This window comes from Novosphingobium kaempferiae, from assembly GCF_021227995.1.
Lineage (GTDB): Bacteria > Pseudomonadota > Alphaproteobacteria > Sphingomonadales > Sphingomonadaceae > Novosphingobium > Novosphingobium kaempferiae.
Genome location: NZ_CP089301.1, coordinates 3,560,705 through 3,581,803 on the forward strand (window position 1 = coordinate 3,560,705; position 21,099 = coordinate 3,581,803).

At 66.2% G+C, this 21,099-nt stretch carries 16 protein-coding genes; 6 read left to right on the top strand and 10 right to left on the bottom strand.

Going from position 1 to position 21,099, the window contains the following annotated elements:
* Nucleotides 1-115: 115 nt before the first annotated feature.
* Complete coding sequence (locus tag LO787_RS16235) at nt 116-2,302, bottom strand: acyl-CoA dehydrogenase family protein (RefSeq protein ID WP_232492038.1); 2,187 nt, start codon at nt 2,300-2,302, stop codon at nt 116-118.
* 248 nt (nt 2,303-2,550) lie between these two features.
* Between LO787_RS16235 and LO787_RS16240 the strand changes: the two genes are divergently transcribed.
* Nucleotides 2,551-3,891: an amidohydrolase family protein gene (locus LO787_RS16240; protein ID WP_232492039.1), complete on the top strand. Its 1,341-nt coding sequence runs from the start codon at nt 2,551-2,553 to the stop codon at nt 3,889-3,891.
* Nucleotides 3,892-3,987: 96 nt separating this feature from the next.
* Here LO787_RS16240 and LO787_RS16245 read toward each other — a convergent pair whose 3' ends face one another.
* A complete protein-coding gene (locus LO787_RS16245) occupies nt 3,988-4,800 on the bottom strand; it encodes a helix-turn-helix domain-containing protein (RefSeq protein ID WP_232492040.1) in 813 nt (270 codons plus the stop codon).
* A gap of 339 nt (nt 4,801-5,139) precedes the next feature.
* On the opposite strand from LO787_RS16245, the gene LO787_RS16250 reads away from it, so the two are divergent.
* Nucleotides 5,140-6,129, top strand: coding sequence for an enoyl-CoA hydratase/isomerase family protein (locus tag LO787_RS16250; protein ID WP_232492041.1), 990 nt, complete (start codon nt 5,140-5,142; stop codon nt 6,127-6,129).
* Here the strand turns inward: LO787_RS16250 and LO787_RS16255 are convergent.
* From LO787_RS16255 to LO787_RS16275, 5 genes are all read right to left on the bottom strand, one after another.
* Entirely contained in the window at nt 6,028-7,467 is a 1,440-nt protein-coding gene (locus tag LO787_RS16255; RefSeq protein WP_232492042.1) for an amidohydrolase family protein, read from the bottom strand. The two genes, LO787_RS16250 and LO787_RS16255, sit on opposite strands and share 102 nt — an antisense overlap.
* A complete protein-coding gene (locus LO787_RS16260) occupies nt 7,461-8,660 on the bottom strand; it encodes a CoA transferase (protein WP_232492043.1) in 1,200 nt (399 codons plus the stop codon). The genes LO787_RS16255 and LO787_RS16260 overlap by 7 nt, the downstream gene beginning before the upstream one ends.
* Nucleotides 8,650-10,149: a class I adenylate-forming enzyme family protein gene (locus tag LO787_RS16265; RefSeq protein WP_232492044.1), complete on the bottom strand. Its 1,500-nt coding sequence runs from the start codon at nt 10,147-10,149 to the stop codon at nt 8,650-8,652. The genes LO787_RS16260 and LO787_RS16265 overlap by 11 nt, the downstream gene beginning before the upstream one ends.
* A gap of 13 nt (nt 10,150-10,162) precedes the next feature.
* Nucleotides 10,163-10,453: a hypothetical protein gene (locus LO787_RS16270; RefSeq protein WP_232492045.1), complete on the bottom strand. Its 291-nt coding sequence runs from the start codon at nt 10,451-10,453 to the stop codon at nt 10,163-10,165.
* A 99-nt stretch (nt 10,454-10,552) separates the two neighbouring features.
* Nucleotides 10,553-11,782 carry a CaiB/BaiF CoA transferase family protein gene (locus LO787_RS16275; RefSeq protein WP_232492046.1) on the bottom strand — a complete coding sequence of 410 codons (1,230 nt, stop codon included), beginning with the start codon at nt 11,780-11,782 and terminating at the stop codon, nt 10,553-10,555.
* 334 nt (nt 11,783-12,116) lie between these two features.
* On the opposite strand from LO787_RS16275, the gene LO787_RS16280 reads away from it, so the two are divergent.
* Nucleotides 12,117-12,428: a hypothetical protein gene (locus LO787_RS16280; RefSeq protein WP_232492047.1), complete on the top strand. Its 312-nt coding sequence runs from the start codon at nt 12,117-12,119 to the stop codon at nt 12,426-12,428.
* A gap of 106 nt (nt 12,429-12,534) precedes the next feature.
* On the opposite strand, the gene LO787_RS16285 is transcribed toward LO787_RS16280, so the two are convergent.
* Nucleotides 12,535-13,038 (bottom strand): MarR family winged helix-turn-helix transcriptional regulator, encoded by a 504-nt coding sequence (locus LO787_RS16285; protein WP_232492048.1) that lies wholly within the window; start codon nt 13,036-13,038, stop codon nt 12,535-12,537.
* Between the two features lie 23 nt (nt 13,039-13,061).
* Entirely contained in the window at nt 13,062-14,315 is a 1,254-nt protein-coding gene (locus tag LO787_RS16290) for an acetyl-CoA C-acetyltransferase (protein ID WP_232492049.1), read from the bottom strand.
* Between the two features lie 252 nt (nt 14,316-14,567).
* Here LO787_RS16290 and LO787_RS16295 point away from each other — a divergent pair, with 252 nt between their 5' ends.
* The 3 genes from LO787_RS16295 (at nt 14,568) to LO787_RS16305 (ending at nt 19,672) form a co-directional block, all read left to right on the top strand.
* Nucleotides 14,568-16,235 (top strand): MFS transporter, encoded by a 1,668-nt coding sequence (locus LO787_RS16295; protein WP_232496345.1) that lies wholly within the window; start codon nt 14,568-14,570, stop codon nt 16,233-16,235.
* 101 nt (nt 16,236-16,336) lie between these two features.
* Nucleotides 16,337-18,547, top strand: a complete 2,211-nt coding sequence (locus tag LO787_RS16300) for a TonB-dependent receptor (RefSeq protein ID WP_232492050.1) — start codon at nt 16,337-16,339, stop codon at nt 18,545-18,547.
* Nucleotides 18,548-18,631: 84 nt separating this feature from the next.
* Entirely contained in the window at nt 18,632-19,672 is a 1,041-nt protein-coding gene (locus tag LO787_RS16305; RefSeq protein ID WP_232492051.1) for an NAD(P)H-dependent amine dehydrogenase family protein, read from the top strand.
* A 19-nt stretch (nt 19,673-19,691) separates the two neighbouring features.
* Here LO787_RS16305 and LO787_RS16310 read toward each other — a convergent pair whose 3' ends face one another.
* The gene (locus LO787_RS16310; RefSeq protein WP_232496346.1) at nt 19,692-21,071 is read right to left on the bottom strand and encodes an efflux transporter outer membrane subunit; all 1,380 of its coding nucleotides are present in this window, start codon (nt 21,069-21,071) and stop codon (nt 19,692-19,694) included.
* Between the last annotated feature and the right edge of the window lie 28 nt (nt 21,072-21,099).

The following is a 21,099-nucleotide window of genomic DNA, read 5'->3' on the forward strand; positions in this document are numbered from 1 at the left end:
GCATTTTTCGGGAATCAATGCTTCGTCATTGCGAGCGTAGCGGAGCAATCCACAGCGGCATCACCGTGCTCTGGATTGCCGCGGGCCTGCGGCCCTCGCAATGACGAACGACGGCTCACCCGCGCGTGCGAGGCAGGCCCAGCCCGCGTTCCGCCACCATGGAGCGGTGAACCTCGCTGGTGCCGCCGTAGATCGTGGTGCCCGCCGCATGGCGATAGCACTGGTTGAGGAAGCCCGCAGGCCCATCGCGCTTGGAGAGCGAGGCGGGCGCGGTCAGGTCCAGCAGGTCGCGGCTGTCGCTGAGGAACTTCTCGGAGGAGTACATCTTCGACATCGGCCCGAAAGCGTGGTTGGGCTTCTTCTCCACGCTCGACCACTGCGCGCGGTAGGTCAGCATGTCGGAGATCCACAAGTGCGCCACGCTGCGGGCGAGGCGGGTCTGCGTGCGCACTTCCCCGGCGATACCGAGGTCGCGCGTCAGTTCCTCTGCGGCGTGGATCATCGCCTTCATGACCTTGGAGAAGCCGCCGCCGTGCTCCAGTTCCAGGGCGGCGCTCATTGTCTTCGTGCCGCCGTCGATTTCGCCGAGGCGCCACGAATCCGGGATCACCACGCCGTCGTAGAAGGTGATGTTGGTACGCTCGTCCTGGAAGGTGTGGACGGCCTGCACGGTGACGCCCTTGGTCTTGAGGGGGACGATGAACATCGTCAGGCCCTTGTGCTTGGGCACGTCCGGGTTGGTGCGCGTCAGCATGAGGACGTAGCTCGAAAGGTTCGCGCCGCTGGTCCACATCTTGGTGCCGTCGATGCGCCAGGATCCGTCCGGCTGCTGCGTCGCCTTGCACTGCGCGGCGAAGACGTCCGACCCGCAGGAGGGCTCCGAATAGCCGAGCGAGCACAGCACGTCGCCGCCGACGATCTTCGGCAGGACTTCGGCCTTCAGTTCGTCCGATCCGTACTTGTCGATCATCATCGCGACCATCGCGGCGACGTTCGCGCCCGGTGTGTTGTAGCCCTGCCGTTCCATCTCGCCCATCGCGGCGATGCGCGCGTAAGGCGTGATGTTGCGGCCCGACAGGTGCTCGGGGAGGCCGGGGAAGAGCAGGCTGTGCTCGGCCAGCATCTTGTGGACTTCGGGGACGTAGCCTTCCCAGGAATAGTGGAACTTCGCCTTCTGCTCGGGCGTCACCTTGGTGGCGAACAGTTCGGCGATCTCGGCGCAGACCTGCCGCGCCTCGTCTCCGAGGTCGAAATCGAGCGGGACTTCGCCGGCAGCGGGGAGTGGCGGCGTCTCGCCCGCGTAGAGGCGGCGTCCGGCCTCCTCCAGCGCGAGTGCCGGGTCTCCGGCGACGAGCGGCCAGGCCTTTGCCCGCAGGTTGTAGAGGTGGACGTCGTACTCGTTCGACAGCCCATAGCCGCCAAAGGTGTGCAGCCCCTGCGCCACCGCCCGCGCCGCCGCGTCGCAGGCGTACCAGTAGGCGAGCGAGATGGTCGGCGCGGCCTCGTCCGAGCCGTCATGAATGTCGCGGATCGCCTTCCACGCTAGGAACTTGGCGCCGTCGGTATCGCAGAGCAGGTCGGCGAGGGGGTGGGAAATGCCCTGGAAGGTGCCGATCAGCTGGCCGAACGCCTTGCGCTCCCCGGCGTAGACCGCGGCCATCTCCAGCGCCTGACGACCAATGCCCGATAGGGCGACGGCCATGTAGAGCTTCCACTCCTCCAGCGCCGCCGCGAAAGTGGCCACCGCCGCGTCGCCCGAGCCGAGCACTACGGCGTCGGCGTTCGCAAGTTCGATCTCGGCAATGGGCGTGGTGGCGAGGTTGGTTTCGGCCTTGCCGTCGAACGCGGTGACGAGCACCACGTCGGAGCCCCGCCGCGCTACGACGGCTTTGGCCACCGCGCCGCCTGCGATCCACTGCTTCGGCTTGTCGGCCAGATCGTGCATGGCGATCGTAACGACCGCCTCGCCGCCGATGACCTGCTCCAGCAGTTCGTCCTGACCGCCAAGCTGGCCCAGCAGCCGCGCCGCCACCAGCGCCTCCGCCAGCGGCCCGGAGACGAGCGTGCGCCCGGCCTCCTCCATCAGCAGCGCCGCATCGAACAGGCCAAGCTCCATGCCGCCCGCGCCTTCGGGCACGCGCATCGCGAAGGCGCCGAGTTCGGCAAGGCCGCTCCACAGCGCCGGGTCGAAGCCGTCGGTCTCCTGTGCCTTGCGCACCCTCACGGTGCTCGAATGCTCGTCGAGAAAGCGCGCGAAGGTGTCGCGCATCATGTGCTGTTCGTCGGTGAGATCGAAGTTCATGGCAGGCTTTCCCGGGAGCTTATCGTTGTGGCTTTGCATCGTCCTGAACACAGGTTCGGGGGGCGTTCAATCCGGCCCCACCGGGAATCGCGGGCGCGATGCGGCAGGGCTCCTCCCGGATGGGGATGGCAATCGCACAAGCGATGGCTGGCGCGCTCTGTGGCCGGGCGAGGGCGGGAACGGTATTCTCGGGCGCACAAGAACAAGCGGGGCGAAGCACCGGCGCACGCACTCACGGGAGACGAGAGATGGAAATGAACGACATGGTCATCATCAGCGTCGATGACCACATCAGCGAACCGCCCGACATGTTCCGGAACCACCTGTCCGGCGCGCTGCTCGAATCCGCGCCGAAGATGGTCAAGGACGAGAACGGCAAGGACGTGTGGGTCTACCAGGGGCAGAGCTTCGCCTCGGTGGCGCTCAATGCCGTGGTCGGCCGGCCCTTCGAGGAATACGGCATGGAGCCGACCTCGCTCGACCAACTGCGCGACGGGGTCTACCGCGTGGACGAGCGCGTGAAGGACATGGACGTCAACGGCGTGGCCGCCTCGCTCAACTTCGGCTCGGTGTTCGACTTTGCGGGCGGCCGCCTCCATCGCGTGCCCGACCGCGACCTCGCGGTGAAGCACGTCAGCGCCTACAACGACTGGCACATCGACGAATGGTGCGGCGCGCATCCGGGGCGCTTCATCCCCTGCGCCATCCTGCCGACGTGGAACATGGACGCCACCATCGCCGAACTGAAGCGGGTGAGCGCCAAGGGCTGCCACACCGTCTCGATCAGCGAGAACCCGACCTGCCAGGGCCTGCCCAGCATCCACAACGAATACTGGAAGCCGTTCTACAAGGCCATCAACGACCTCGACATGACGATCTGCATCCACATCGGCGGCGGCAACCCCGCGCCGCATGCCTCGATGGAGACGCCGATCGAGGCGTGGATATCGACGATGCCGATGACCATTGCCTACGCCGCGTCCGACTGGCTCCAGCTTGAGGCGCTGCACGAGTATCCGGACCTGCGCATCGCGCTGTCGGAAGGCTCGATCGGCTGGGTGCCCTACTTCACCGAGCGGGCGGACTTCTCGAATTCCCGCCACAAGTACTGGACGCATTCGCGCTTCCAGGATCTGAAGCCGAGCGAGATGTTCAAACGGCATTTCCTGAACTGCTTCATCGACGACGCCTTCGGCCTCCAGAACGTGCAGTTCATCGGCGAGGACAACATCGCCTACGAATGCGACTACCCGCATTCGGATACATTGTGGCCCGAAGTGCCCGAACGCCTCTGGCCGACCATCAACCACCTGACCGACGCGCAGATCGACAAGATCACGCACCTCAACGCGATGCGCTGGTTCCGCTTCGATCCGTTCCAGCACCATGCGAAGGCGGACCTCACCGTCGGCGCGCTGCGGGCGAAGGCGGCGGCGGAGGGCGTGGACATCACGCCCAAGTCCTCGCTCGGCGAGCGCCCGCTGGCAGAGGGCGAGGTGCGCCCGGTGACTTCGGGCGACATCATGAAGATGTTCATGCGCCACGAGGATGCGGACCGGCTGAGCCGCATGGCGGGGCAGGAGGCCTGACCCCACGTCGTCCCGGGCTCGACCCGGGACGACGCACACGAAGAAAGGGCCCCGCGGGCAAACCCGCGAGGCCCTTCCTCGTTGGGAACTCTAACCTTAGGCCGCGTGCGAGAACTGCTCCACGCTCGACTGCGCATGCTGTGCGACCGGGTCGGGCAGGCAGGCGCGCATGGCATCGCCGAGGCACTGGAACAGCGCTTCGGGGTTCACCTTGTCATCCTTGCCGTAGACGATGCTGACGACGAGCGGGTGGCCGTCCGGCTGGCGCGGGACAAGGCCGCTCAGTGCGTCGGCGCCGGTGCTGAAACCCGCGGGACCGAAGAGGTGGCGCGGATCCCGGCATGCGTCGATGCGGGCCATCATTTCCGAGAAGGCGAACTTGTCCTGCTCGGCGGCTTCGGCGTTCAGGCGGCGCACCATGCCCTCGCAGCGCTGGCGCGCCACGGTCGAGAGCATGAGCCAGCCCGGCGCGCTGCGGGCGAGCGGTTCCTTGACGCCGCCGGCCAGTTCGCGGGTGGCGGCGGGAGCGCGGGGGCCATGGCGCCAGTTCACGATCTGCGCGTCGAGGCCGACCATCGAATGCAGCGCCACCGAAAGGCCGGTCTGCGCGACGAGGCGGTCCATCAGGCGCACGATGCGTCCGTCACGCACCAGTTCGGGCTGGCCCGAAGTGCCGATCAGCGCGGCGCGCGGCGTCAGGCTGTAGGCGCGGGAATAGGGATCCTTGTGAAGCAGGCCCAGTTCCACCAGGCTCGACAGCAATTCCGAAGTGCTCGACTGCGGTCGATTGTATCGACGCACGATGTCCATGACGGTGGCCTCGCGGTGCGCATCATCGAAGTACTCCAGTACCTCGATCACGCGGCGTGCGATCTTTGCCTTGTTCGATGACGACGTCTTTCCAGCCATGAGGTCTCTCCTCCCTCCAGTTGGTTGTTGAACTCGATCTTGCTGCCGAGCCGTGCCTCAATCCCCGAGTCGTTTCTCAGATAACTGAGCCATTCTCGTTTTTTGCTGACTTTGGTTAGCATCAACAACGCTGTTCATCAAGCGCGATCTTTGTATACGATCAAGTTGACTGCGATGAGCGTTGTTTCCGGGCCGACGAGTTGCTTTCGCGCTGCTCAACGCCCGCTTTCAGGGCCGTGTGCCGTGGTCGCCCGATGGTCCGCCAGAGGGCAGGGCTGGTCAATGCCGCGCGGCCGGTCCATGCCTGTGCAGGGGAAAAGGGAATCATCCAGAGACCATATGCAGGCGCAGACTATCGCGGGATTGACGGTAACGGCGGATGACCTTGCCCCTAAGGGATTCGCCTGGCCGGAGCCGGTCGCCGTGATCGATCTCGACATTGCGCCGCAGCATGGCGAAGCGCCTGATCTGCCGCCATGGCCGGTGATCGGCATAGGAAATCCCGCGCATCCGCTGGCTGCACGTTTGGATACACTGGTCGAGCCGGGTTTTGACGCAGTGCAACTGGTGCTTGCGGTACGGGCGCAGCCGAAGGCCGCCGCGACGCTGATTCAGCTCCTGCGCCTGCTGCCTTCGCTATCGGTGGCCGACGGCCTCGTCGCCGAGTCGCTGGCCTATGCGACGCTGCAGGCGAGCGAAGCGCATCGGACATGGATCGCGGTGCGCGAGTCGGGCACGCCGACGCCGCCCGGTCGCGTCGTGCTCACCCGCGAGGACGACCGCGCCATGGCCATGCTCGACCGCGCGGAGGCGGGCAACGCCATCGACCGCCCGATGCGCGACGCGCTGCACGAAGCCTTCGCGCTGGTGAACCTCGATCCGACGATCAGTTCGATCACGTTGCGCGGGGCTGGTCGAACATTCAGTCTCGGCGCGGACCTTGCCGAGTTCGGCACCACGCGAGATCCCGCCATGGCTCACGCGATCCGCATGCGCACTCTGCCCGCGCTGGAGGCGGCGCGCTGTGGGGAGCGGTTCGTGGCGGAGATCGACGGTGCCTGCGTCGGATCGGGGCTCGAACTCGCGGCCTTTGCGGGCCGGATCACGGCGACGGCGCGCTCGTGGTTCCAGTTGCCGGAACTGGCGATGGGCATCATCCCCGGCGCGGGCGGCTGCGTGTCGCTGACGCGCCGGATCGGGCGCCAGCGCACCGCGCTCATGGTCCTGTCAGGCCGCCGCATCCCGGCGCGCAAGGCGCTCGAATGGGGCCTGATCGACGCCATCGTGGATCAGCCTTCCGCCCGCGATGGTGGCGACGACGCGGGCTGATTCGAGGCTTTCGCGTAGTTCGGTCCAGGGCTGCGGCAGCAGGCAGAGGTCGGCCTGCTCGCCCACGTCGATGCGACGCTGACGAGCAAGGCCAAGCGGATCGGCGAGGTAGAGCGCCAGTGCATCCTCCGGCGACAGTGCCTCCGCAGCGCCGATCACCGCCCCGGACGGCGTGCGGCGGCTGACGGCGGCGGCCATCGATTTCCACGGGTCGGCATCGCCATATGGCGCATCGCTCCCACCCGCGAGAGGCACCCCGGCATCCCGCAAGCTGCGCAGCCGGTAGAGGTCGGCGTGATGGCGTGGCTCCACGTCGGCAAGATAACGGTCGCCGCGCTCGGCGATGAAGTGCGGCTGCACGCAGGCGGCAAGCCCGAGCGCGCGCATCCGCGCCACCAGATCGGGCGAGGCGACCGAGACATGCTCGATCCGGTCCCCGGCCATGGCACCCGCCGTCTCCAGCAGCGCAAGGGTAAAGACGAGTTCCACCTCGGTCACGCAATGCACCGCCAGCGCACGCCCCTGATCGCGGCCCGCGCGGATGAGTGCGAGCGTTTCGTCGAAATCGGGCAGGGCGCTTTCATGCAGGTGCAGTTTGAGCGGCCCAAGGCGCCAGCCCTGTCGTGCGGCCTCGGCCAGCGCAAGGCTGCCCGCCAGAACCGGCCTTTGCAGCATTCGACGATCCGCAACCTGCGCCGCAAAATGCTGCGCAACATGAGGGTCGTTACGAGGCGACATGTCGGTCACGCCGGTCACGCCCCGGCGTGCGAGATCGGCACTGATATCAACAAGATCAGGAGGCGCGCTACCGAGGGTCCGGCGCAGCCAGTCGTCCTCGTCGAACAGCCGTCCGGTGAAGCGACCTTCTTGGTGCTCCAGTCCCGGCGGCGGCGCGGCGGTTGCCAGCAGCATGTCCAACGCCCGCGAGTTCAGCAGCCACATCCGCCCGGTGCGATGCTGCAACCGCAAGGGCCGGTCGGAAACGAAGCGGTCGAGCGCTGCCGCATCGGGCAGCACGCCACCCAGCACGCTCTCATGGAAGCCGATGCCGCGCAGCCACCCGCTGCCCGGTAAACGCAACGCCAGGGCAAGCCCCTCCGCATCGAAGACCTGCGGTGGCCCGCACTCGACCGAGGAACGCCGCGCGGCGAGGGCGGACAGGTGGATATGATGGTCATGCAGCCCCGGCAGCAGCAAGCCGCCACGCCCGTCGATGACGTGCTCACCGGGTAACGGAGGCAGTGCTCCGATCGCAGCGATGCGATCGTGCGCGATGCGAACGTCGCCACGAACTAGCCGGGCGTGGGTGGTCCAGACTTCGGCATCGCGGATCAGCATCGGGCGATCTCGCCGAGGTAGCGCGCGGTGTCGGCACCGATGGCGCTCACGGGTGCCGTCAGCGGTCGCAGTGGCACTTCGGGGAACCTCTCGCCCACCGAAGTACCCCATAGGTTCAGTTCAGTGCCGTTCAGTGCAGGGTCGTGCGCACGCTCCTCGGCGAGCGCCATGGCGACGATGGCGCTCATCGAAAGCCCGATGCGCTGCGCCTCTCCGCTCCGAAAAGCGCGGAATCCCTCGCGTGCGGCGACGATCCCGGTTAGCGGATCGGCAATCGCATCCCCGACATAGCCGATCCCGCCCCCAGCCTCCGCCATCGCCCGGCTCAGACCCCCGGCGACCCCGCAATCGTTGCCGATCCCGACCCAGTTCGCCGCCTCCCCGCTCGCCCCGTGCCCCGTCACGGACAGCCAGACGAGCCCCGGAACCTCCCGAACCAGCGCCTCCGCATCGATCCCCAGATGCAGCAGGGCGCGGGGACGCGAGGACTCGATGACGATGTCCGCCCGCCGGATCAGGTCCACCAAGGCCCGCTTTTCTGCGGGATTCGCAAAGTCGACGAGCAGGCTGGCCTTGCCCTGGTTGATGCGCTCGAACGTCGCCGGATCGTCGCGCCGGATAAGGTCCGGGCGGCTGCGACTCTCCACCTTCACGACCTCCATCCCGGCCAGCCAGAACAGATGCCCCGCCAGCGGCCCCGCCCAGATTGCTGACATATCGACCACCAGCGGCCGGTGAAAACTCCCGCGATTCCGCCATTTTCCGCGCGTCATGATCTCGATCGGCGGCGAAACCGGCGTCTCGTCGATGCTCGCAACCGGCAGCCCAAGCGCGCGACCGATGGCGAGCAGATGCGCGGCATCGTGGCGCAACACGACGGCTGCGATGGCGTCCCAGTTCGTCACGTCGACAGCGGCGTCGCCGAACAGTGCAGGCAGCAATTCGCGATCCACATCGCGGATCACCGTCAGCGCGAACCAGCTTCCGTCGCGCGTCGGCATCAGGTGGGAGCCACCAAGACCCGCAGAAATCCTGCCGTTTATGCGGTAACATCCCGCCATGGCCCGCTCGCCCATGAGTGTCGCACCGTCTAGCCTCGGCAGGCCGTATTGCTCGGCCATCGCCTGCAACTGCCGGTCCGCCCAGCGCGAGAGCGGGATCGCCGGACCGGGGCGGAGAGGGTCAGCCGGCAAGGACTTCCTTGACCTTGCGGCGTAGCAGCTTGCCCATCTCGTTGTACGGAAGTTCCTGAACGAACGCGACTTTCTCCGGCACGCGCGACGAGCGGAGGCGGGAGCGGACGAGGTCTTTCAACTCACCCTCGTCGGGTGCGGAATGCCCATCGCGCGTGACGATGGCGACACCCACGGCCTCGCCCCACTCCACGGAAGGGATCGCGCAAGCGCAGGCATCGGCGATGGCAGGGTGGGTGAGGAGCACGTCCTCGATCTCGCCGGGGGACATGTTCTCACCCCCGCGCACGATCACGTCATCGGCGCGGCCGGAGAGGAACAGGTAGCCGTCCTCGTCCATGTAGCCCGCGTCGCGCGTGGGGAACCAGCCGGCGGCGTCGAGCGCGCTCTTTTCCTTGTATTCCCCCGATACCTGATCGCCGCGCACGTAGATTTCACCCGCTTCGCCAAGCGGCAGGACTTCGCCGTTTTCTCCCCGAATCTCGATCTCCACGGTGGGGATCGGGCGGCCGAGCGAGGTGAGGCGGGCGCGCACTTTCGGATCGTCGGAGGCGAGCGCCTCGCGGTGATCCTCCGGGCCGAGCAGGGCGATCGTCGAGCTGGTCTCGGTGAGGCCGTAGGCATTGGTGAAGCCCGCCGAGGGGAAGCGCTCCAGCGCCTTGTGTATCACCTCCAGCGGCATCTTGCCGCCGCCGTAGGCGATGGCGTGCAGCGATGCGGTGTCGGCGCTGGAGCCCTTTTCCATGGCATCGACGATTCGGGCCAGCATCGTGGGCACGACGAAGGCGTTGGTGATAGTCTCGGCTGCCACGAGCGCCAGCCACGCCTCCGGTGAGAATGCGGGCAGCATCACGATCCGGCGCTGTGCGTAGATCGAGGAGAGCAGCGCCGAAATGCCCGCGATGTGGTACGGCGGCACGACCACCAGCGCGGCGTCGGCCTCGTCGGCGCTGGCGAACTCGACGGTGCCAAGAATGTAGCCGAGCAGGTTGGAGTGGCGCAGGATCGCGGCTTTGGGCGCGGCGGTGGTGCCGCTGGTGAAGAGCTGGATCGCGATCCCTTCGCCCGGATCGTACTCGCGCGCATCGTCGTCGGGCACGGTTTCCTGCGCCTTGAGGGTGAATTCCTCGCGCGAGAGGATGGTGTGGCCCTGACCGCCCGCGATGCGCATGACGCGCTCCTCGTCACCGATGACGAGGGCGGGCGCTATGCGGCCCAGCAGGGCGGCGAGGTCGGCGTCGGGCAGGCGGTAGTTGAGCGGGCAGTAGGGCACGCCCGCCAGCGCCGCACCGAAGACCGCGATCACCGCCGCCTCGCTGCTCTCGTCGAGCAGGGCGACGTATTCGGCCTCGCTGTCCTGGATCAGCGCGAAGGCCCCGCGCGCCGCGGCTAGGAGGTCGCCGTAAGTCCAGCGCTTGCCGTCGCAGACGAGGGCGATGCGGTCCGGCGCGGCCTCTGCGGCCATTTCGAGAAGGAGGGCGATGTTCATCGGCGTTTGCGCGTCAGTCCGAGGCGGGGAGGGGCTTGGCGTCCTTGACGACGAGCGCCTGCCCGTCGACCGAGAGAGAGCCCTTGCCGGGCTTCACGCAGAGCAGTTCGTACTTTCCGTCGGCATCGACGTAACGTTTGCCCATCAGCGTCCCGGCCGAGAAATCGGCGGCGAGGGGCGCAGCTTCGGCGGGCTTGGCCTCGCCCATCGGCGCGCCGCCGCATTCGATCTGCCCGTCGGCGGCGCGGATCACCATGACTTCGGTGTCGCAGGCGGCGCTCTTCAGGCGGGTTCCAGGCTTCATCTCGGGTTCCTTGTTCTTTTGACGCAGTTTACGCCCTCGGTGGTCGTCCGTTCAAGCAGGGACGAGGCCGAGTGCCCTTGCAGTATGGTCGATAGGCGCTCAGGCGATCGCGCCCTTGGCCTTCCATTCCTCGATCTTGTCCCATTCGACGCCCATTTCCATGAGCACGAGTTCGGTATGCTCGGAGGCCTGCGGCGAGCGCGTGGTCTCCACCGGCTCGCCGTTCCACTGGACGGGGCCGCGCACCAGCTTGAGCGGCGCGCCGCCGTCCGCGCCCTCGACCTCGACTATCATGTCGTTGGCAAGCGCCTGCTCGTCGGTCAGCAGATCGTGGAAGCTCTGGATCGGCGCCCACTGACCCGAGAAGGTCTTGAGGTGCTGGCGCCAGTATTCGAAGGGATGCTGCGCGAAGGCCTTCACCAGCACGTCGCTGGCGGCACCTGCGTTCTCGAACAGCGCGCGCGGTTCGGAGAAGCGCGGGTCGTCGGCGGCTTCGGGCACGCCCAGATGCTCGAACAGGCTGCGGATGTGGCCGGTCGGCGAGATCGTGCAGAGGTTGATCGTGCCGTTGTCGCTCGTCTGGTAGTTGCCCATGAACGGGTTGCGCGCGGCGCCGCCCGAGCCCGGCATCGGGTTGCGGGTGAGGATGCCCGTCTCGGCCACCTGCGCGATCAGCGCACCCGATGCCCAGGCGGCGGTGCTGAGTAGCGAAACATCGAGTTCGGTCGCCTCGCCCGTCTTCTCACGGTGGTAGAGTGCGGCGGAGATGCCGCCGGCGATGAACATGCCGCCGATCGAGTCACCGAATGCGGGAATCCCCTGCGACAGCGGCGCGCCCAGTTCCTCTGGCGTCATCGAATAGGCGACGCCGCTACGGGCCCAGAAGCAGGTGCCGTCGAAACCGCCGACCTCGCGCTCCGGCCCCTTGTTGCCCAGCGCCGAGCCGCGCGCGTAGATGATGTTCGGGTTGACGGCGCGGATGTGCTCGACGTCGAACTTGTTCTTCTGGCGGACCTGCGGGAGATAGTTGGTCAGGAAGACGTCGCACTGCTTCGCCAGTTCGTAGAGCACTTCCTGCCCCTCGGGCGTGGACAGGTCGATGCCGACGCTGCGCTTGCCGCGGTTGGGGTGCTCGAACAGCGTGTGGCGCAGCGGGTCGAGCTGGACGCCGCCCATGTTGAGGAAACCGCGCTGCGTGTCGCCGCGCACCGGATGCTCGATCTTGATGACGTCGGCGCCCCAGTCGGCAAGTACCCCGCCCGCTGCGGGCGTGAAGGTGAACTGCGCCACTTCGAGGACGCGCACGCCCTGCATGACCTTAGTCGACATCTGCTGCCAATCCCCGTGGTGTTCTTATGATCGTGCGTGGCGGCCCGGTTTTCTGCCGTTTCCGCCCGTCGGCCCGGTGTGCGCGCAAAGCCGGAAGGGATCAACCGGTCGGCCCATCGTGCGGACGATCATGCCGGAAATCCGCTGTTTTCCGAGGGTTTGACAAAGAGAGTCGGTCAGGCGTTGGCGAAAAACCCGCAGCGGCGATAACGTTGCTGAAATCGCCGAGAAACATGCATATTTCGCAATTGACCATGCGTTCAAAAAATACTAACCCAGCTTAGTAAGTAAATAAGCCCGACCTCCTGAGGGTCGCAGTTTTCGGAGATACGCCATGAAGAAGTTCGTCACGCTCGTCGCTCTCGCCACCGTCGCTTCGGTTCCCGCAGTCGCCTTCGCCGAGACCACCCAGGTCCGCGAAGCCACCGAGGAAGCCGCTGGCGCTCCGGTCGCTCTCAACGCCGGCAAGATGCTCTACGCTGCCGACGGCTTCCGCATCGCCCCGATCTATCGCGTCAGCGCCGAGGGCAACCCGCAGGTCATTCTCAACGGTCGTCTCGTGACCGTCCCGGCCTCGAGCCTGAGCGACGTCGCTGGCAAGGTCACCACTTCGATGTCGAAGAAGGAACTTGCTGCCGCGAAGTGAGTTCTGCGGATACTCTCAAGAAGAAGAGGGCGGCGCCGTGAGGCGTCGCCCTTTTTCTTTGCCCGGATGATGGTGCTGGCATCCCCGCAAGTGCGGGAGCGCGGCCTCAGCCGCGGCTGACGTTCTCGTAGATGCGGGTCATGAAGTCGAGCAGGGTGTCGACTTCCGCGTCGGAGAACCCGGCGAACATCTTCTGCTCGCTCTCGTTGGCGATGGCGCCGAGCTTGTCGAGCATGGGCCTTGCCTGTTCCGTCAGGAATACGGCGCGGGCACGACGGTCGTCGCGACGGTCGCGCCGTTCGAGCAGGCCGTCGGCGCAGAGGCGGTCGATCAGACGTCCTGCCGAAGCCTCGGACATCTCCAGGTATTCGGCTATGGTGCGCTGGGTGGAGCCGGGATAGCGCGCGACGATGGCGATCATCGCCCACTGCGAGCGCGTGACGTTCAGCGCCGCCACCTTGCGGTCGAAGTTGTTGCGCTGGAGCCGCGAGACGATGGTCATGCGCAGGCCGACCTGCCGCCTGGGACTCTCGTCCCGCATCATGAACGGGTCGTTGATCGTCCCCTTGGACGTGTTGCCGGTCGTTTCGTCCTGCGCTTCTGTCGCCACCAACTGCTCCATGTCGTGCGCCGTCAGACGCGTTCGATGATGATCGCGGGGGCCATGCCGCCCGCCGCGCACATCGTTATGAGTCCGTAACGCCCGCCGGTCCGTTCGAGTTCATCGAGCGCGGTCCCGATCAGCATGGCCCCTGTGCCGCCGATCGGATGGCCGAGCGCGATCGACCCTCCGTTTGGATTGACCTTGGCGCGGTCGAGGTCAAGATCGCGGATGAACTTCTCGACGACGACGGCGAAGGCCTCGTTCACTTCGAAGACGTCGATGTCGTCGGTGGTGAGGCCCGCCTTCGCCAGAACCTTGCGCGCGGCGGGCACCGGCCCGTTCAGCATGAGGGTCGGGCAGTCGCCCGTCTCGGCCATGGCGACGATGCGCGCGCGGGGTTTCAGGCCGTGGGCGTCGGCATAGTCCTTCGACGCCAGCAGGATCGCCGAGGCGCCGTCGACCACGCCGGAGGAGATGCCGACGTGGTGGATCGGCTTGATCTCCACGTCCGGGTACACCTGGTTAATGAGTTCGCCGTAAGTCTTGCCGCCGGGCGCCGAGGGCATGTTCAGGAACATCTCGAAGGCGGGCTTGAGCTGCGACAGGCTTTCGGCGGTCGTCTCGGGGCGCGGATATTCTTCGTGATCGAGGATGACGTTCCCCTCATCGTCCTTCACGACGATGGTGGACTTGTCGAAGCGACCATCGGCGATGGCGATTGCGGCGCGACGCTGGCTCTCGACGCCGAGCGCTTCGAGTTCCTCGCGGGTGATGCCTTCCATCGCGGCGATGGCGTCGGCGCAGACGCCCTGGTTGGACTGCGGGTGCCTGGCCTGGAGACGGGGATTGCCCGCGCCCATTCCTGCGCTGCCGACGCCGGCCTCACGCATCTTCATGCCGTACATGTTGGCGTAGGACAGCATGTCCATGCCGCCCGCGACCATGAGGTCCGCCATGCCGGACTTTATCATCGCCGCGGAAAGGCTGGTCGCGGTCAGGCTCGATCCGCAGAAGCGATTGAGCGTCACGCCGCCCGCCTTCACGTCGTAGCCCGCATCGAGCGCCGCCATGCGGCCGATGTCCCCCGCTTGCAGGCCGAGTGCGGCGGAGACGCCCCAGATCACGTCGTCGACATCGGCCGTCTCAAGATCGTTGCGTTCCTTGAGCGCGGCGAGGACGGTCGCCGAAAGGTGTTCGGGATGCATCTGCGAGAGCGCGCCCTTGCCCATCTTGCCGATCCCGCGCGGGGTGCGGACGGCGTCGATGATGTAGGCCTCGGTCAAAGCAGGTCTCCTCGCGTTCCTTCGCGCAGCAAAGCGCGGTTTTCCGCGTGATGCTAGTGCGGGCAGGGTTTGGCAATCGGCGCTCCCGGCGCTATCGCCGCGGCGATTGCTGACTATGGTTAGTATGTTGGAATCGCGCAGCGTTGCATCAAGGGCCTGCACCAACGGATCGTCTTCGCGATGGGCGGGTTGACGACGGGCGAGGGCGGTTCAAGATCGATCGCCAAGAACGAAGGCAGGGGACGAGCAGGGATGGCGACGGCGCAGCATGAGGAAGCGGGAGGCGCGTTCGCACCGCTGCGCGAGCGCACGTTCCGCAATATCTGGACCGCCAGCCTGTTCTCCAATTTCGGACAGCTCTTCCTCGGCGTCGGCGCGCAGTGGGAGATGACCCGGCTGAGCAGTTCGCCCAGTATGGTCGCGCTGGTTCAGACGGCGATGATGATCCCGCTGATGCTGGTCACGCTTCCCGCGGGCGCTATCGCCGACATGTTCGACCGCCGCCGCATCGCCATGAGCGGCCTCGCGTTCAGTGCGGTAAGCGCGGCGGTGCTGGCGGGGGTCACCTTCCTCGGGTTGACGACACCGTTGCTGCTGTTGGCGTTCTGCGTGCTGATAGGTGCCGGTGTGGCGCTGTTCTCGCCCTCATGGCAGGCCTCGATCCCCGAGCAGGTGTCTCGTGCGCACCTGCCTGCCGCCGTGGCGCTGGGCACAATCAGCTACAACGTCGCGCGCAGTTTCGGTCCGGCGCTGGGCGGGCTGATCGTGGTGGTCTACGGCGTCAAGGCCGTGTTCGGCATGACCTCGCTGCTGTACCTGCCGCTGCTGACGGCGTTCTTCTTCTGGCGGCGCGAACACGTCCCTTCGCGCCTCCCGCCCGAGCGGATCGACCGCGCGATCGTGACGGGTGCGCGTTACGCTCTCCACGCGCCAGCCGTGCGCACCGCCTTGCTGCGCGTGCTGGGCTTCGGCCTGACCACCGCGACAGCCTCGGCGCTGGCTCCGCTGGTCGCCAAGGATCTGCTGCATGGCAACGCGGCGACTTTCGGCATCCTGCTCGGCGCGCAGGGGGTGGGTGCGGTGGCCGGAGCCCTCTTCGTGAGCCAGATCCGCGCTGTGATCTCCACCGAATGGGCGGTGCGTCTGTTCGCAATCGGAACCGGCGTCGCTCTCGTAGTGACGGGTTTCAGCCATTCTCTGGTGGTGACCTGCCTCGCGTTCCTCGTCGTAGGTGCATGCAACATCCTCACTATCGCGATGCTGAATGTCACCGTGCAACTGTCCGCACCGCGCTGGGTGACGGCGAGGGCGCTCTCGCTGTTCTCCTCCGCCATCACCGCCGGGATCGGAATCGGCGCCTGGGCCTGGGGCGTCGTCGCCGCGCACCACGATGTCGCGTTCGCGCTGGTGGCCTCCGGCGTGGCCGTTGCCGGCACGGCTCTGCTGGGCATCATTCTGCCTATCGGCAAGGATTCCGAGGCCGACATGGACACAGTGGACATCGGCTACGACCCCGCGCCCAACCTTGGCGTGACGTTGCGTTCCGGCCCGATCGTCGTCGAGGTGGAATATGACGTCGATCCCGAACTTGCGCGGGAGTTCTACGAGGTCATGATGCAGATGCAGAAAGTGCGAAAGCGCATCGGCGCCTTCGACTGGACGATCTCTCGCGACATCGAGAATCCCGCGCTCTGGACCGAGCGCTATCACTGCCCGACCTGGGGCGATTACCTGCGCATGCGGGGCCGCTATACGCAAGGCGACTACGACATCCAGGCGCAGGCTGACGGATTCAACCGAACCAATCACGGTCGTCGCGTCCGCCGTCGTCTGGAACGACCCTTCGGATCGGTGCGATGGAAGGCGGATTCCTACGATCCGCAGCAGGAGACGATGGGCTACATCACGCCGGGCACCTGACGAATCTGCCTCCGCGATATCTGGGCGCATGCACAGTCGCGTCGCTGGAACGCGCAGGACCGTAGTGTAGGTTTGCGCGAAAAGCAGATGGGAGGGAAATCGTGAAAAACGCCCGGACTTGCGCGTCCGTCATGGCGCTCGCCGCAATGACGCCGCTACCCGTATTCGCGCAGGAAGCGCAGGACGCAGCCAGCGTCGAGGAAGGCGCGATCATCGTGACCGCACAGCGCCGCGCCGAGGCGCAGGTGGACGTGCCCATCTCGATCACCAACCTGTCCAGTGACGCGCTGCAGACGGCCAGCGTCCAGCAGCTTGCGGATATCGGCAAGGTCACGCCGGCCCTGCGTTTCGACTTCGCGGGCGGTTTCTTTCAGCCCACCATCCGCGGCATCGGTACGGCGGTGACGACCTCGGGCGGCGGCGGCAACGTCGGCATCTACATCGACGGGTTTTACTCGCCGAACCCGCTGGCAGCCGACTTCGATCTCATCAGCGTGGACTCGATCCAGGTACTGAAAGGTCCCCAGGGCACGCTGTTCGGTCGCAACACCACCGGCGGTGCGATTCTCGTCACCACGCATGAACCGTCCACCTCTGCCAACGCTTTCGAGGGCCGCGTCTCCTACGGTCGCTACAACGAGGCCCGAGCGGAGGCTTACACCAACTACGTCATTTCGGACCGCGTCGCGCTCAGCGTGGAAGGGCAGTACCGCCGCGGCGACGGCTGGCAGCGCGACATCTCCAGCGACCGGCGCGTAGGCGACTACGAGAACTGGTCGATACGCCTCGGCCTCAAGGCGGAACTGAGCGATACCGTCGATGTGCTGCTGCGTTACAAGCACGCGGCGGTCGACGATCCGTCGCCGATGCTGGCATCGACCCTGAACACGTCCGACTTCGGCCTTGGCGCTCCCTTCGGCGGTATTCCGGGCACTTACACCACGGCGAAGAACCGGATCGCCACCGGTTCGGTGGGCGAGTTGCTGCGTGTGAACAGCGATGTGGTGCAGGGTACGATCCGCGCCTACCTCGGCTTCGCGGACCTTACATCCTACAGCCAGTACCGCAGCGAAAACACGGTGATGTCGCAGGATCTCGACTACTCGGGCCTCGACCTGTTCCAACTTGGCCTGCCCAATCTCAACGAGACGTGGAGCCAGGAACTGCTGCTGACTTCCAAGAGCGGATCGAAGCTGCAATGGACGGCAGGGCTGTTCTACTTCGAGAACACCGACACCTACATCACCTACATCAACAACGCAGGCAACGATCCCAACGATCGTATCCGGCTCGGCGGGTCGAGCACGACGGTGAAGAGCTACGCCGCCTTCGTGGACGCGACTTACGAGATCACGCCGCAGCTGTTCCTGACCGCCGGTGCCCGATACTCGAAGGACAAGATCGTCGACGCCTACTGGAACCGCCAGTTCGTCGTGACGGAAGTGCCGGTGCCCGACATTTCCAACAGCAAGCTGACGCCGCGTGCCGTGCTCCGCTACAAGCCGACCGACCGGACCAGCGTCTACGCCTCGTTCACCAAGGGCTACAAGGCCGCGATTTCCGACGTGGGCGGCTCGTGCCAGATTCCGGACACGAACTACACCTGCAACAACGTCCGGCCCGAGGACATCAACGCCTATGAGGTCGGCTTCAAATACGAGGATCGCGGCCTGTCGTTCGAGGCAGCCGGATTCTACTATGATTACAAGAACCTGCAGGTCTCCATATACCGCACCGGCACGGCGGAGATCATCAACGCGGCCACCTCCGAAATCTATGGCCTCGAAGGCTCGCTGCATTATCAGGTTACGCCCGCGTTCCAGATCAACACCGGCGCCTCCTACGTCCACGCGCGCTACAAGCGGTTCAACAACGCGCCGGTCTACGTGCGCTGTGCGACGCTCGACGCGGACACGGCTGCGGCCTGTCTTGCGAATGGCGTGACGTTCGTCGTGGTTCCGACCACGCTTGAAGATGTGACGATGCAGCGGACGCCGGAATTCACCGGCTTCATCGGCGCTCGCTACGAGACCGACCTGGCGGGCGGCGAACTCGCGCTGTCGGGCAACCTGTTCTACTCGTCGAGCTTCTTCTTCGGGCCGTCCGGCGTGCAGTTCAAGCAGCGCGGGTACGAGACGCTGGCTCTGCGCGCGCAGTGGAATGCCCCGGGCGACAAGTTCCACGTCGCGGTGTTCGGCGATAACGTGACCAACAGCCGCTATCTGACGCAAGCGCAGTATTCCAGTTTCGGCCTCGGCGCGAACTGGAGCAAGCCGACGACCTACGGCATCGAGTTCGGCGTCGAGTTCTGAGGCGTTCCCGCTTGGGGATTGTCCGTCATCGGTGGGGCGGCACGATGATCGTCCGGTGCGTGAGAGCACGAGTGGGAGAATGCGATGCCTGAGCAGAAGGTCTGGCGCGTCGTCCAGTGGGCGACGGGCAACGTCGGCAGCCGCGCGCTGCGCATGGTGATCGAGCACCCGCGGATGAAACTCGTCGGCCTCTGGGTCAGTTCGCCGGACAAGCTCGGCAAGGATGCGGGGGAACTGTGCGGTCTGACGGATACCGGCGTTAAGGCCACCGGTTCACTCGACGAGATCGTTGCGCTGGACGCCGACTGCGTTCTCTACATGCCGCAGGGGACCGACTGGGACGCGCTCTGCGCGCTGCTTGCCTCGGGCAAGAACGTGGTGACGACGCGCGGGGACTTCCATTTCCCGCCGATGATGGACGCTGCCAGGCGGGCGCGGATCGAGGAAGCCTGCGCGGCTGGCGGAACCTCGATCTATTCTACGGGTTCCAGCCCCGGTTTCGTGACCGAGGCTCTGGCGATCCCGCTGCTTTCTCTGCAGCGCGAACACGGACTGCTGACGATCGACGAATATGCGGACGTTTCGAGCCGCGATTCCCCTGACATGCTGTTCCATATCATGGGGTTCGCCGCCCCGATGGCGCCCTTCGACCAGCGTCGTTCCGAGCATCTCAAGGGCGATTTCGGCAGTTCGCTGTCACAGATCGCCGAAGCCATCGGCCTGCCTTGCGATGATATTGAGGCGGTCGGCGAACTTTCCGCAACGCGGCAGGATCTCGACATCGCGGCAGGGAAGGTGCCAGCCGGAACGGTCGGCGCGATGCGCACGACGATCACCTGCAAGCACGCCGGCAAGCCGATCCTGCGTTTCCGCGCCAACTGGTACGTGACGACCGACATCGAGCACGACTGGGCACTGCGCGAGTCCGGTTGGCGGATCACGACCGAGGGTGACACCCCGGTAAAGGTCGATATCTACTTCCCCGTGGCCGAGGAGGACTATGCCGCCTATACGCCGGGGCTGACGGCCCACCGTCCGATCAACGCGATCCCCGCCGTATGCGCCGCGCCGCCGGGGATCCGCACTACCGTGGAACTGCCGCAGATCGTACCGCTCTACGGCTGAGGTCGTTAGTTGGAGGGCGTTAGTTGGAGGGCGTTGCCGTCGCCTGATCGCCACCGAGCACACGGTAGAGCGTGATGCGGTTGTTCGCCTGCGCCAACCGTACCGCGATTTCAGCCTGCCGGGCTGAATAGAGGCTGCGCTGGGCGTCGAGGTTGTCGAGCGAACTGACGATGCCGCGCCGGTACGTCGCCTCGGTCAGCGTCGCGGTGTCCTGCGCAGCCTTCGTGAAGGCACTTGCGGCGCGCAGGCGTTCGGTGAGCGTACCCTGATCGGCAAGCGCGTCGGCGGTTTCCTGGAAGGCGGACTGGATCGCCTTCTCGTAAGTCGCCAGCGCAGCGTCACGCTGCGCCTTGGAGACCTGCACGTTGGCCGAGCGACCACCGGCATTGAACACCGACCAGCTTCCGTCCGCGCCGAGCGTGGTCGTGCGGGAGGCAGCGTCGAACAGGCTCGATAGCGACTGGCTCGCGAAGCCGATGAGCGCGCTCAGAGATATGGTCGGGAACAGTTGCGCCCGTGCTACCCCGATGTCGGCATTGGCCGCGCGCAGCTGGTACTCGGCCTGAACGACGTCCGGACGGCGCAACAGCACTTGCGTGGAAGTGCCCGCGGGTACTTCGCCGAGGCTGCCGTTCACCTCGTCGATCCCGGCGGGGAGCAATGTGGTATCGAAGTCGGCGCCGACGAGGAGGCGGATCGCATTGACGTCCTGCGCCAGCGCAGCGGTCTGGGATGCCACGTCGCCATTGGCGGTTTCGAGCACCTGCTCCGCCTGCCGTAGTTCGGTCCTTGCCGCGATGCCGCCCTTGAGGCGCGCGCCGGAGAGCCGCACGCTGTCCTTTGCGTTCGCGGCGGTATTCTGCGCGACCTTGAGCAGATCCGCGTCGGCGGCATAAGTAGCCCAAGCCTGCGCCAGATCGGCGACGAGGCCGAGACGTACCGTGCGCGCCGACGCCTCGGTCGCCAGCGCGGTGTCGCGCTGGGACTGGGTGGCGTTGGCGAGCCTGCCGAACAGGTCCAGCTCGAACGATGAAATGCCGCCCTGAAGCGCGTAGTTCATGCCATTGCGACCGAACCCGCCGCCTGTCTCGGAATCGGTGGCCGAACCGCTGATCCCCACGGCGGGGAACTGGTTCGCGCGAGTCACCCGCACCTGCGCCCGTGCTGCGGCGACATTGGCCGCCGCCACGCGAAGGTCACGATTGTTGACGAGGGCCTGCTCCACCAGCGACTGGAGCCGCGCATCGCGGAAGATGTCCTTGTAAGACACGAGCGGGAGCTCGGATTCACTCTGCGTGAGGTATGCGTCCCCAACCGGCCATGAGGTAGGTACAGGTGCGGCTGGCTGGACGTATTTCGGCGCCATCGAGCATGCGCCCAGCGCGATTGCGGGCAGCATGCCGGTCAAGAGGCGAATGGCGAGACGG